This window comes from Novosphingobium sp. UBA1939 (genome assembly GCF_002336885.1).
Classification (GTDB): Bacteria; Pseudomonadota; Alphaproteobacteria; order Sphingomonadales; family Sphingomonadaceae; genus Novosphingobium.
The window spans coordinates 46693-59512 of sequence record NZ_DDFB01000063.1; the positions used below are offsets into that span (position 1 = coordinate 46693).

General features: G+C 63.8%; 11 protein-coding genes. 3 read left to right on the forward strand and 8 right to left on the reverse strand.

Translation table 11 applies throughout. From position 1 onward, the window contains the following. Window positions 1-64 precede the first annotated feature (64 nt). On the reverse strand, window positions 65-529 hold the full coding sequence (locus tag B3547_RS09330; RefSeq protein ID WP_233497848.1) for a DUF983 domain-containing protein: 465 nt from the start codon (window positions 527-529) through the stop codon (window positions 65-67). Window positions 530-752: 223 nt separating this feature from the next. On the opposite strand from B3547_RS09330, the gene B3547_RS09335 reads away from it, so the two are divergent. Both B3547_RS09335 and B3547_RS09340 read left to right on the forward strand, forming a co-directional pair. Then, complete coding sequence (locus B3547_RS09335) at window positions 753-1121, forward strand: hypothetical protein (protein WP_125956787.1); 369 nt, start codon at window positions 753-755, stop codon at window positions 1119-1121. Window positions 1122-1474: 353 nt separating this feature from the next. After that, on the forward strand, window positions 1475-3808 hold the full coding sequence (locus B3547_RS09340) for a TonB-dependent receptor (RefSeq protein WP_292962395.1): 2334 nt from the start codon (window positions 1475-1477) through the stop codon (window positions 3806-3808). A gap of 141 nt (window positions 3809-3949) precedes the next feature. Here B3547_RS09340 and B3547_RS09345 read toward each other — a convergent pair whose 3' ends face one another. Together B3547_RS09345 and B3547_RS09350 are read right to left on the reverse strand one after the other, a co-directional pair. Further along, the gene (locus B3547_RS09345) at window positions 3950-4459 is read right to left on the reverse strand and encodes a hypothetical protein (protein ID WP_292962397.1); all 510 of its coding nucleotides are present in this window, start codon (window positions 4457-4459) and stop codon (window positions 3950-3952) included. Beyond that, a complete protein-coding gene (locus B3547_RS09350; RefSeq protein WP_292962399.1) occupies window positions 4456-6120 on the reverse strand; it encodes an amidohydrolase in 1665 nt (554 codons plus the stop codon). Before B3547_RS09350 ends, B3547_RS09345 begins: the two co-directional genes overlap by 4 nt. Window positions 6121-6461: 341 nt before the next feature. Between B3547_RS09350 and B3547_RS09355 the strand changes: the two genes are divergently transcribed. Next, window positions 6462-8573, forward strand: coding sequence for a PQQ-dependent dehydrogenase, methanol/ethanol family (locus tag B3547_RS09355; RefSeq protein ID WP_292962401.1), 2112 nt, complete (start codon window positions 6462-6464; stop codon window positions 8571-8573). A 125-nt stretch (window positions 8574-8698) separates the two neighbouring features. Here B3547_RS09355 and B3547_RS09360 read toward each other — a convergent pair whose 3' ends face one another. From B3547_RS09360 to B3547_RS09380, 5 genes are all read right to left on the reverse strand, one after another. Then, on the reverse strand, window positions 8699-10114 hold the full coding sequence (locus tag B3547_RS09360) for an NAD(P)/FAD-dependent oxidoreductase (RefSeq protein WP_292962403.1): 1416 nt from the start codon (window positions 10112-10114) through the stop codon (window positions 8699-8701). Next, window positions 10111-10473, reverse strand: coding sequence for a cupin domain-containing protein (locus tag B3547_RS09365; RefSeq protein WP_292962405.1), 363 nt, complete (start codon window positions 10471-10473; stop codon window positions 10111-10113). Before B3547_RS09365 ends, B3547_RS09360 begins: the two co-directional genes overlap by 4 nt. 102 nt (window positions 10474-10575) lie before the next feature. Then, window positions 10576-11301, reverse strand: coding sequence for an amino acid ABC transporter ATP-binding protein (locus tag B3547_RS09370; protein ID WP_292962407.1), 726 nt, complete (start codon window positions 11299-11301; stop codon window positions 10576-10578). Beyond that, complete coding sequence (locus B3547_RS09375; RefSeq protein ID WP_292962409.1) at window positions 11298-11951, reverse strand: amino acid ABC transporter permease; 654 nt, start codon at window positions 11949-11951, stop codon at window positions 11298-11300. Before B3547_RS09375 ends, B3547_RS09370 begins: the two co-directional genes overlap by 4 nt. Next, window positions 11948-12691: a substrate-binding periplasmic protein gene (locus tag B3547_RS09380; RefSeq protein WP_292962411.1), complete on the reverse strand. Its 744-nt coding sequence runs from the start codon at window positions 12689-12691 to the stop codon at window positions 11948-11950. Before B3547_RS09380 ends, B3547_RS09375 begins: the two co-directional genes overlap by 4 nt. Window positions 12692-12820: the final 129 nt, after the last annotated feature.

Genomic DNA, 12820 nt, shown 5'->3' on the forward strand with positions numbered 1-12820 from the left:
CACGGCGCCTGTATCGGTATCCTGGCCGTCGCCTACTGGATGGGGCTTCCGATGGCGCAAGACCTCAGTTGCTGGCGCCACCGCTGGCGTCGGCATCCGCAGCCGGCATGTCGGATGTCGAGAAACCGTGCAGGCCCAGTCGCCATTGGGCCGCGATCACCGCGCCCTTGGCTGGCTGGATCAGCGCAATCACCATCGCCGCCACGATCGCGGGCCACAACGTCATCTGCACCCAAGCCGGCGGCGCGAAATCGAGTTCCACCGCGATGATCAGCGGCGCGACGAGATGGCCCGTCAACAGGATCGCGAGATAGGCGGGAAAATCATCCGCACGCTGGCACGACCAATCCTGCTGGCAATCGGGGCAGCGGTCCACGGGTTTGAGGAAAGCCCGAAACAGTTTCGCACGCGCACAGCGGGGGCAGCGACCGATAAATCCGCGCTTGATCGCCTGCGCCAGCGACGGGCGGACCAGCCCCGGCATGCCGCTGCCGTCTGCGGAGGCATGATCCAACGAAGAACCTGTCAAGTCAGCGCTCCCCTTCTCGTCTCCCCAAGCCGGGCAACCTTGCGCAACAGGGGAGAATGCTCGCGCTGTACGTCCCGGACCTGACAATGGCAACGCCGCGCGCCGGATTCGATCTCTGCGGCAGGATACGGTAGCATCGCTTGCCGGCTATGGACGGGAATGGAAACATTCCCCATCAAAGAAGGTGTTGCGGATCGCGAGCGGAGCGGCAAGAGGGACGGACATGACAAAGCCGAGCCAGACGCCCCCGCTTAATCCACAGGATCTCCCCGTCGCCGATGATCGGGAAGCCGAGGCGCTGCACATGATCCTGCAGGCCCTGCACCTTGGCCTGTGCCTGCGCTGGACCTACAATCGCACGGCGACACAGGTGGCGCCCCAGTTGCTTTATCGCCGCAATGGCAAGTTCTACTGCGACGCCGTCGCCATGGAGCAGGATGGCGCGGCCGTGCAGGAACCGAAACTCGGCAGCTTCCGCCTGTCCGGACTTGGCAAGCTGGTGCTGACCACCGAAACGGCGGCGCCATGGCCGGAACTCGACCTGGCGGATGCCCGCTACGAGGACGTTATCGCGACCCGTGCCGCGGTCTGATCCGCATATGCGGCGCTGACTTTCCGGGGCAAACCATTCAGAGCCACAGCCGGACGATGACGCCGCCCTTGAGCACAGGGTCTTGGCGAAATCACGCAACGGGCTGTCGCTGGACGCCTCGCCTTGGTGCTTGATCGGAGCACCCGCGTTCATGATCGCGCCAATGCCAAGTGCGCCCGGACACGCCATTCTCAACCGCGATCACCGGTGACTCCACTGCAACAGATATTCGGGCTTTGGCACCTCCTTGAGCATGGGCAGCTGTGTCAGCTTCCCATGCGGATCGGACCAGTTCGGGCCGAGATAACAGCCAAAACAAGGGGGTGAAACCGATGAGTTCAGGGAAAATGAGATTGGCGGCGTCGGCGGGCAGCCTGGCCATCGCGTTGGCGGCATTGACCAGCGGGACGAGCGCGATGGCGCAAGCCGCAGCCGACGACGCTTCCGAGACAGCGCAATCGGATACGATCGTCGTCACCGCAACGCGGCGCTCGGAATCGGTCCTGAAAGTGCCGGTCAGCGTCGCCGCGCTCAGCCAGCAGAATCTCGATGATCGCGGCATCCGCACCATTCAGGACATCGCGGCACAGACACCCGGCCTGAACATCGCGGCAAGCGCGGGCAGCGTCGGCGGCATGCGCGCTTCGATCCGTGGCATCAATTCCACGGCAGGCGCTTCCACCACCGCCACCTATATCGACGATACGCCGGTGCAGTCGCGCAACTCGGCGCTCAACTACTCCCTGTCCACCTTCCCGCGGGTGTTCGATCTTGACCGCGTGGAAGTGCTGCGCGGACCGCAGGGCACGCTGTTCGGCGCCAGCTCGATGGGCGGCGCGATCCGTTTCATCACGCCCGCGCCCAGTCTCTCCGGCACCAGCGTCTATGGCCGCGCATCCTTTGTCACGACCGACGGCGGCAGCCCGGGCGGCGAAGTCGGCCTGGCGATCGGCGCGCCGATCGTGGAAGACAAGATCGGCTTCCGCATCAGCGCGTGGTACCAGCACGAAGGCGGCTACGTCGATCGCGCCAGCTATCAGGACAAGAACAGCGTCCAGGACAACGCGGACAGCAGCAACACCTACGTGTTGCGCGCGGCACTGGCCCTGAAGCCGGCCGAATGGCTGACAATCACGCCTTCGATCTATTTCCAGGACCAGAAGATCAACGATACCTCCTACTACTGGAGTTCGCTGTCCGACACGCATGCCGGCGTATTCCGCAGCGGCTCATCGATCCCCCAGCCTTCGCACGATCGCTTCTGGTTGCCCTCGCTGAAAATCGTCGCGGATACGGGCGGGATCAACATCACGTCGGTTACGTCCCATTACGCCCGCGACGTGAACGAAATACGCGACCAGAGCCAGACCAACAACCTCACCACGTTCGGCCCGAAGTATCTCTTCACGACGGTGAACGGCTATAATCAGGTCATCGATACCTGGTATTCCCATACCAAGCAGCGTGATTACGTTCAGGAAATCCGAATTCAAAACTCCAATCCGTCTCGCTTCAACTGGCTGGTCGGCGGATACTATTCCCACAGCAAGATATTTTCCGATCCGGTGCTCAACAGCGCCTATCTGAACGATTTCACTCAGCAATATTTCGGGAAGACCGTCGCCCAATATTTCGGCACCGGCCTGGTGGACGGGCTCTATCGCTACACCGGTGTCGAGAATACGACGGAAGAGCAGTTCGCTGCCTTCGTCAATGTCGACTGGGAGTTCGTCAAAAACCTCAAGCTCACCGTGGGTGGCCGTTACTCCAGCAACAAGCTGGTTTACGACATCACCGAACGAAGCCCGACTTATGTTACCGGCGTTTCGCACAATGCCGGTTCGATCAAGGAAACGCCGTTCACGCCGAAGGTTTCGCTGTCCTACGATGCCGGCGAAAATCTCATGTTCTATTCCACGTATGCGCGCGGCTTCCGCACGGGTGGCGTGAACAAGGCCGTGCCCATGCCCGCCTGCTCGGCCGGCCTCGCCGCGCTTGGCCTCAACGGCACGCCGCCGACCTACAATTCGGACACGACCGACAGCTATGAACTGGGAAGCAAGGGGCGCATCGGCGGCGGCCTTCTCAGCTTCGAGGCCAGCGTTTACCAGATCAACTGGAACAACATCCAGCAGAGCATCCGGCTGACCTGCGCCTATCCGGTGACGCTCAACACCGGCCGCGCCCGCAGCCGCGGTTTCGACATCAACCTCAACATGCGCCCGACGAACAATCTGCGTCTGGGGATGACGGTAGGCTACAACAACGCGAAATACCTCGATACGCTGAAGTCGGGCACGAAGGCCACGGTCTTCGCCGGGCAGAAGATCGACGGCACGCCGTGGACCCTGAACGGCTTCTTCGAATACAGCTTCGTCTATGGCGGTCACGATGCCTACATCCGGGTTCAGGACACGTACAATTCGCGTCCGCAAGGCCCGTTCGGATTCCAGAACCCGATCTCGTCGGTCTATGATCCCACCCGCGTCACGAACGAGGCCATGAACAAGCTCGACGTGCGTCTCGGGCTCAAGGCGGGTGGGGTGAACTGGACGTTGTTCAGCGAGAACCTGCTGAACGCGCATCCGATTCTCAACAAGGCCAACCTCTATGCCTATGCGCCGTTCTTCACCGAACGCACGATCCGGCCCCGGACGATCGGTCTGATGGCCACGCTGACGATGTGATGGTTGACCGATGGCGGCGCCGCGCGTGCCGCCATCGGTTGCCCGAAATGCAGCCGGAACAGTTTGAAGCAAAAAAAGAGGCCGGGCACGCAGCACGCGTTGCCCGGCCTCTGGTCATTTAGGGGCTGCGCCCTCCCCCGGCTAACGCCGGACGAACGTCATCAGCGAGGTCACCCGCCCATCCTCGTCCTTCAGAACGGCGATGAACGCGGTACCGTCATTGGTAAGCCAATGTTCGATGTTGATCGGCGGGCGGGCGTTGCCGGAAAAGAGCATGCGGATATGCTCCACCTGCGGCCCCTTTCTTTCCAGCGTCGCGGTGCCCACTTCCCGGCCGCTGATCAAATCGTAGAGCGGAGCGGAAGTGCCATCGAGAGGCGCTTCGAAGCGCCCGCCCGAATGCACGCCATTGACCACGACCTCAGCGCTGTAGGCACGCTTGCCATCGTGATCGCTCATCGTCACGATTTCCTCCAGTTCGCGGTGAGGACCGGAACTGGACTTGTCGTAGACCCAGCGGCCGTCGAAGCCGGAGGCGGCCTGCGCTGACGCCGCGCCGGCGGGAACCGCAAGCGCCAGGGCCGCGGCTCCCAGGGAAAGCAGCGCACCGGTGCGGGCCGCGCGTGGCGCGCGTTGCCGGAACAGGCTCATTGTACGGCCTCCTTGCGGTCATAGGCGATGCGACCGCCCAGAATGGTCATATCGACCTTGATCTCGCTCAGCCGGGTCTTCGGCGTCTTGAGCGGATCGGCATCGAGAACGACGAAATCGGCGAGCTTCCCCGTTTCGATGCTGCCACGCGTCTTTTCCATGAAATTGGCTTCCGCGCCCCAGATCGTGAACATCTTGATGCCTTCCATCACGGTAATCGCCTCTTCGGGCTGGGTTATCGTGCCATATTTGGTGTCACGCACCACGGCGCGCTGGATGGAGAACAAAGGGTAGGTCGCGAAATTCTGGGTGCCGATCGTGTCGACGCCGCCCGGCGGGTGCATCCCGGCATCGATCAGCGTCCGCAGCGCGAAGAACTTCACGCCCGGTTCCTTCACATTGACGTTCGTCAGACGCCACAGGAACGCCGGCTGCATCGACGGAATCACGCCATCCGCCTTCATCCGCGCCAGACGCTGTCCCGTGCGTTCGTCCTGCACCAGGAAATGGCCGAAATGTTCGATGCGGTCCCGGGCGTCGGGCCGGGGGGCCGCCGCCTGCGCCGCTTCGAAAGCGGTGAGCGCCATATCCTGCGCGCGATCGCCGTTGGCGTGGATCTGCACCTGCCATCCGGCCTTGTGAGCGGCGACGACCTCGCTGGTGAGTTGGTCCTGCGTGAACGACGTGCCGCCCCTGTTGTTCGCGATCCATGTGGTGCCGGAACCGTTCCAGAACGGTTTGTAGACCGCCGCGGTCGTTCCCCAGACGCCATCGAGGACGAATTTGATGGCCCCGATCGACAGCATGTCGTTGCCCAGCCCGGTGTGCCAGCCCGTGGAGAGCATGCCGCCGGTCTGGCCGGGCTTGTTGAACAGCGGGTTCATTCTGACCCGGGCAGGCAATTTGCCCTCGTCCCGAAGTTCCTGATAGGCTTGGAACGTGTCCGGCCCGGTAATGGCCATGTCGGAAACGGTCGTGACGCCGCGTTCCAGATAGAATTTCTGGAGAATGTCTTCCAGCGCCTGCTTCTTCTCCGCATGGGTGAAAGTCTCGACGGGAAAGGGAACGTGATAGTCGCGGATGATCTTCACCTCGCCATCGGCCGTGCGCTCCAGGCGGCCGGTCGATCCGGCAGGCGGATCGGGATAGGTGCTGTCCAGCTTCAGCGCCACCGCCGCAGCGTGGTTGATCACATTGTCGTGGACGCTCCAGTCGAGCCGGACCGGGTTGTCCGGGAAGGCGGCGTCCAGTTGCTCGCGCGTTGGCATGACCTGGTTGTAAGTGCCGTTGCCGTGGAGCCAGGCTCCAGGCCCCAGCTTCTTCTGCAACTCCTTCAGCCGGGCGATGATGGCATCCGGTCCCGCCAGCGGGGGAACCTGGATATTGACCGTATGCGCTTCCACATCCGCCATGCCATCGACATGCGTGTGGCTGTCGATGAAGCCCGGCAGCACGGTGCGCCCCTGCAGGTCGACCACGCGCGTCTCCGGCCCGATCCAGTCTTTGGTATCGTCGACGGCAACGATACGGCCATCGCGCACCGCGACCGAATGCGCGACACGCTCTTGCGGATCGACCGTAATGACGTTCGCGTTGGTGAGCACCAGGTCGGCCTCCCGATGAGGCACTCCCGCCGTGACGGGCGCGGCAAGACCCGCCATCACGATCAGGCTTGAGCAAAGTGCCGATGTTCGCAGTAGATTCATCCTTGGCTCCAACATCATAAGCTGCCGCACAGAGCGTCCGGCGATGGTCGCGCCTGACGCGCTGGATAGAAAGCGGAAAATTGGTGCGACGTGGTGATGGCAAGACAACATGACACCGGCAAAAAGTCGGCTGGCCCAAGGGGTGACCGCATGTGCCATAAGGGGTTTTCGCCGGTGAGCGTCCATCGCTCTCAAGCGGGCGCGGCGGTTCGATAGAGATGGGGGTTTCAATGGCTTCTGGTCGCTCACCCAAGGGCAGCCTGGTTTCTCGCGGAGCGCTTGCGGCCGCATGCGCCGTGCTTCTGCTGGCGAACACGAAAACCGCGCCGACGGGTCCGTTTCCGGGCGGGGATGCGCGCATTGCCGCCGACGATGCGAACTGGGTGACCACGGGGAGGAGCTATGACGAGCAGCGCTTCAGCCCCCTGTCGCAAATCGACGATTCCAACGCGTCGCGGCTTGGCCTCGCCTGGTATGCCGATCTCAACATGTCGCGCGGCGAGGAAGCGACGCCGCTGGTGGTTGACGGCGTCATGTACGTTTCCACGGCGTGGAGCGTGGTCAGGGCCTTCGACGCGACCAACGGCAAGCCGCTGTGGACATTCGATCCGGCCGTGCCGCGTTCGCAGCTGGTCAACGCCTGTTGCGATGCGGTCAATCGCGGCGTCGCCTGGTGGCGGGGGCGCCTCTACGTGGGCACGCTGGATGGGCGGCTGATCGCCATCGATGCCCGCACCGGCAAGCAGGCGTGGAGCGTGCAGACCACGCCCAAGGATCTGCCTTATACCATTACCGGCGCCCCGCGCGTGATCAAAGGGCGCGTGATTATCGGCAATGGCGGCGCGGAGCTGGGCGCACGCGGTTTCGTGACGGCCTATGACGCCATGTCCGGCCGAAAGGTCTGGCGCTTCTATGTCGTACCCGGTGAACCCGGCAAACCCGATGGCGAGGTATCCGATCCGCAAATGGCGATGGCGCGGGAAACCTGGTCCGGGGACGCCTGGTGGAAGCAGAAGGCCGGGGGCGGCAACGCCTGGGACGCCTTCGCCTACGATCCCGAACTCGATCTGCTCTACATCGGCACGGGGAACGGTTCACCGTGGAACCGCATGGCGCGCAGCGAGGGCAAGGGCGACAATCTCTATCTTTCCTCGATCGTCGCGGTTCGGCCGGAGACGGGCGAATACGTGTGGCACTATCAGGAGGTGCCTGGCGACGAATGGGACTATACCGCCACCCAGTCCATCGTGCTGGCCGATCTGGTCATCGACGGGAAGCAGCGCAAAGTCCTGATGCAGGCGCCGAAGAACGGCTTTTTCTACATCCTCGACCGCGAGACCGGAAAAGTCATTTCCGCCGAAAAGTACGTGCCCGTCAACTGGGCCTCGAAGATCGATCTCGCCACCGGCCGTCCCGTGGAAAACCCGGAGGCGCGCTATAGTGAACTGGGTAAACCCTTTTATGGCACGCCCAGTTCACTCGGCGGGCACAACTGGCCGCCGATGGCCTTCAGCCCACGGACCGGCCTCGTCTACATTCCCACCCAGGAACTGGCCCTGCCCTACGTGTCGGACCCGGCCTACAAAAAGGCTCCGCTCGGCTACAACACGGGCAACCGGCTGGGCGCTTCTGTTCCGCAACTGACTTCGCCGCTGAAGGAGGCGAAGGGCTATCTGATGGCCTGGGACCCGGTCAACCAGCGCGAAGTATGGCGCGCGCCGCGCGACACGTTCGGCAACGGGGGTATCCTGGCCACGGCGGGTAACGTGGTGTTTCAGGGCACCGGCACCGGCTTCTTCAAAGCTGTCCGGGCCACCGACGGCAAGGAACTGTTTTCCCTATGGGGACAGACCGGCATTCTTGCCGCGCCGATGACCTATATGGTCCGCGGAAAGCAATATGTCGCGGTGCTCGCCGGTTGCGGCGGCGTCTATGGTTCGGCTTGCAACCTCTATGGCAAGGATGGCCGACACGCCAATCTCGACCGGGTGCTCGTCTTTGCTCTCGATGGCCGCGCGAAACTGCCAGATGCCCCAGCGGCGCAGGCGATGGTGCTCGATCCGCCGGCGGTCACGGCAAATGCCGCCACGATCGCGGAGGGCGAACGGCAGTACGCCCTCCGGTGCGCCGTATGCCATGGCTATCGTGCCGTCAGCACCGGCAATCAGCCGGATCTGCGCTACAGTCCGTTCATCGCCGATCCGGACAACTGGCGCTCCGTGGTGCTTGACGGGCTGCTGGCGAACGCGGGCATGGTCAGCTTTTCCAAGGTGCTCGACCATGACCAGGCGGAAGCCATCCGCCAGTATCTGATCGCGAAGGCGCAGGAGCAGCGCACGCGGATCAAGGGCGAAAAGGGCACGAAGGAGCAGAAGGGCGCCGATGAGCCGGTGATGCACGCCAGCTGATCGTGGCCGGCGATCTTGGCCAGCGATGGCGGGCATGGCTGGATCGCCACGTTCTTTCCGCCGACCGCGCACCACGGGAAGCGGCCGGCCTCGTGCCCGAGGCGGCGCTCCCGTAGGCGCCGCTTTTACTGTGCGCTCAGGTATTCGGCCAGCGGCGCGTCGATCGGCCGGGTCCGGCTCTGCTCCTCGGCAGCATCGATCCGCGCCAGCGCGTTCTGGACATAGCGCACGCCGCCCCAGCGGAACGGTTCGAGTTCCCACTTGCGCGGCCGGGCACGGTGGAACGGCAAGCCTTCCAGCCCTGTCTGCCATCCGCCGACCAGACCCGCCGTCAAGCGCGCGCACATCGCGCTGGTCGATACGCCCCGGCCCGTATAGCCGTAGAGCACGGCCAGCTTGCTGTCGGGATCGAAATGGACCGTGGGCATCCAGTCGCGTGGCACGCCCAGATAGCCGCCCCAGGCGTTGGTGAAGGTGATGTCGGACAAGGCGGGCCACCATTCACGGACGGTGTCGCGCATGGTTTCGAAGACCGCATCGTCCTGCAGCGCATCATCCCGCGTGGCCGAACCGAAATGATAGGGCGCCCCCCGGCTGCCATAAAGAATGCGGCCATCGCCGGTGCGGGTCAGATAGTTTTTCGTATGGACCTGCGAACTCAGGCACTCGCCGCCGCGCCATCCGACAGCCTCCCATTGCGCGTCGCTCAGGGGTTCGGTCAGCACGATCATCGATGACATCGGCAGCAGGTCGCGGCGGAAACCGGAAAGGCCGGGAAGATAAGCCTCCCCCGCGACGACGACGGCGCGCGACGCACGGACGATGCCGGTCTCGCAGCAGATCGCGGCGTCCTGACCGCGGCGGACCGATAGCGCGTCGGTCCCTTCGAAGATGCGCGCGCCAAGGGCCTCTACGGCATGGGCCAATCCGCGCACCAGCTTTCCGGGATGGACCGTGGCGCCTCGTACCGAATGCAGCGCGCCGGAAATCTTGGTGACATGCACCTGTTCGAAGGCTTCCTGCGCTCCCATCAGGCGATTGCCTTCGTTCAGGCCAAGGGCTTCATACGTGGCGAAGGTCTTTTGAAGCGACGCGAGCTGCTGTTCGCCCCGGGCGATGCTGAGCAGGCCGGTATGCCGGAATTCCGCGTCGATGCCGGCTTTCGCCAGCATTTCGCCGAAATTTCCGACGGTGTTCTGTTGTGCTTCCATAACCCGCCGGGCCACATGCACGCCATATCGGCGGATCAGCGGCGCGGGATCGACCGGGAACCGGGGGGAGCACCAGCCGCCATTGCGCCCTGACGCGCCATAGCCGCAGAATCGCCGCTCGACGATCGCCACCCGCAACGAAGGATCGCCGGACAGAAGGTGAAACGCGGTCCAAAGCCCCGAGAAGCCGCCCCCCAGGATGGCAACGTCGACCGCCACGTCGCCTTCCAGCGGTCGGCGCAAGCGCAGGTCATCCTGCGAACTCGTTATCCAGTGGTCGCCGGAGATCGTCTCGATCCGGTCGGCGGCCACCCCCCCGATATGGTTCACGCGCTTGGCTCCTCGTCAAACACCATGAATATCTTGCGACTGGCTTCGTGAATATCCCACACGCCAAGGCTGCGTTCCGGGAAATGGACGACATCGCCAGCGGTGATTTCGATAGGTTCGCCGACGTCGGGGGTGAATGTCGCGCGGCCTTCGAGAAAGTAACAGAACTCGGCCTGTACGATCTGGCGCCGCCACCGGCCGGGGCTGCATTCCCATACACCAACCCTGTTTGTGGCGCGCGCGCTGGATGTCAGGGATGCCGAACGCACGATCGAGATCGGCTCACCCAGCGGGGCCGGCACCGGATTTCCCGTCGCTGTGGCAATCAACGCATCGGGCTGGAAGATTACTGGCTTCATGGGATTGCGGGTCTCCTCGTTACTGGCGCGACGTTGCGCGTTGGCAGGGCCCGGAAATAGTTGTGTTGCAATGCTCTGGCGGTGTGCCCCGATCACCGCGGTTCAGAGCGGGTTGAGGACGCGGTCGAGAAACTGCTGCGTGCGCGGCGCGCGCGGCGCGGTCAACACATCGCGCGCCGGCCCGTCCTCGACCACGACACCGTCCGCCATGAAGATCGCGCGATCGCCCACCTCGCGCGCGAACGCGATCTCGTGCGTCACGACGATCATCGTCATGCCGCTTTCGGCGAGCGATCGCATCACCTGCAACACCTCGCCCACGCGTTCGGGATCGAGCGCGGACGTGGGTTCGTCGAACAGGATCGCCTGCGGCCGCATTGCCAGCGCCCGCGCGATGCCGACCCGCTGCTGCTGTCCGCCCGACAATTCCGATGGCAGCGCGCTTGCCCGGTCCTCTAGGCCGACGCGGGAAAGCAGCGTCATCGCATGGGCCTCGGCCGCATCGCGGGGTTCGCGCAACACATGCACCGGTCCCTCGATCACGTTTTCCAGCACGGTGCGGTGCGGCAGCAGGTTGAACCGCTGGAACACCATCGCGACCTTGCGCCGGATCGCCGAAAGATTGGCATCCGTAACCGGCAACCCCTCGACCTCGATCACGCCCCCGTCATGCCGTTCCAGCCCGTTGATCGCGCGCAAGACCGTGGATTTTCCGGACCCAGACGGGCCGATCAGACATGCGACCTGGCCTTGCGGCACCGTGAAATCGATGCCGCGCAAGATCACCTTGTCGCCGAACCGCTTGGTAACCCCGTCCAGCCGGATCATCGCCGCGCCAGCCGTCGTTCGAGGGTGCGCACGAAGGCCGCCAACGGAAGGCTGGCCGCCAGATAGAGCAGCGCAATGAGCACGTAGACCGTCCCGTTCTTGAAAGTTGAAATGGCAAGCAGCTGTCCCGCGCGGGTGAGCTCTGCGATGGTGATGGTCGAGGCGATCGAGGAATCCTTGAGCAGCATGACAGTGGTATTGCCGAAAGAAGGCAACGCGGCACGCAGCCCCAGCGGCAGCACAATCCGCCGGAACGCCATTCCGTCGCTCATCCCGACCGACAGCCCAGCTTCCACCAATTGCCTGTCGACCGCACCGAAGCCGCCGCGGAAATTCTCCGCCTGATACACGGAATAGGCCAGGCCGAGGCCGATCACGCCCGCCAGGAACGGCGGCAGATCGATGCCGAGGTCCGGCAGCACGAAATAGACGCAGAACAGTTGTACGATGATCGGGATACCGCGCACGGTATGGATGATCGCCAGGCTGATGCCACGGAGCGCCGCATTGCGGCTCATGCCCATTATCGCCCAGCAAATACCCAACGCAATGCTGGTCGCCAGCGCGCATAGGGTCAAAACGATTGTTATGCCCAGCCCGCGCAACAGCACGGGCATGAACTGGATCGTGTCGGTCAGAAACTCGCTCATGCCGCCTCTTCGAGTTGCCAGTGTCGAGCGATCTCGGGAATGCGCCGGGGCAGCAGCCGCTCGATTGCCCGGTTGATCTGGGGCAACAGGGTATCGCCCTTGCGCATGACGAGGCAAAGCTCCTCGCGTGCGGGGGCGCTGAAGCCGCTGACAATCCGCACTGCACGCCGTGGGCCAACCCGCAACTGGTAACGCAGTATCGGCGCGTCGCCATAGCCGGCGTCGATCCGCCCGTGATCGAGATCCCTCAGGAGATCGGACAGGTTTTCGTACGTGGAGACATCGGCCACCCCGGCCGCGTGCAACTGGTCGATGAAGCGGGTGCCGATCTGCCCGCCGACCCGCAGCGAACGCGCCGCCGCAAGATCGGGATAGGCGCGCCGATCGCTGTCCCGCACGACCAGCGCGCCTTCATAGGCATAGACCGGACGGCTGAACGCCACGATCTTCTCACGCTCCGGCGTGCGCAGCAGGGCCGCCGCGATCAGGTCGATCTTGCCCGCGACAAGCGAGGGGATCAAAGCGGCAAAGGGCGTGATCCGAAGGTCGGGAGCGAGCGAGAGCGAGCGTGTGACCGAGGTGGCGATATCGACGATCGCGCCGGTCAACGCGTTTGTCGCGGGATCCACAAAGCTGAATGGAACCCCCGTCGGCGAGGACCCGATCACCAGTTCGTCGGGCGCGCGGCCCCGGCCATGGCACGCGGAGGCAAGCACGCTGCCGAGAGAAGCGGCCAGCATCGTCCTTCGGCTAATCATGTCGTTGCCATTGGCGCCATATCCCGCTTCCGTTCAGCCGCATTGCTCTTTTCAGCAGTGCCATGACCACCCCTTCCGAAAGGCCGCAGGCTATGGGTTGCGCTGGCCGCG

Coding starts and splice junctions, on each gene's coding strand:
- B3547_RS09335 (WP_125956787.1), top strand. CDS start 753: ATGACAAAGCCGAGCCAGACGCCCCCGCTTAATCCACAGGATCTCCCC.
- B3547_RS09345 (WP_292962397.1), bottom strand. CDS start 4,459: ATGAGCCTGTTCCGGCAACGCGCGCCACGCGCGGCCCGCACCGGTGCG.
- B3547_RS09350 (WP_292962399.1), bottom strand. CDS start 6,120: ATGGCGGGTCTTGCCGCGCCCGTCACGGCGGGAGTGCCTCATCGGGAG.
- B3547_RS09365 (WP_292962405.1), bottom strand. CDS start 10,473: ATGAAGCCAGTAATCTTCCAGCCCGATGCGTTGATTGCCACAGCGACG.
- B3547_RS09370 (WP_292962407.1), bottom strand. CDS start 11,301: ATGATCCGGCTGGACGGGGTTACCAAGCGGTTCGGCGACAAGGTGATC.
- B3547_RS09375 (WP_292962409.1), bottom strand. CDS start 11,951: ATGAGCGAGTTTCTGACCGACACGATCCAGTTCATGCCCGTGCTGTTG.
- B3547_RS09380 (WP_292962411.1), bottom strand. CDS start 12,691: ATGCTGGCCGCTTCTCTCGGCAGCGTGCTTGCCTCCGCGTGCCATGGC.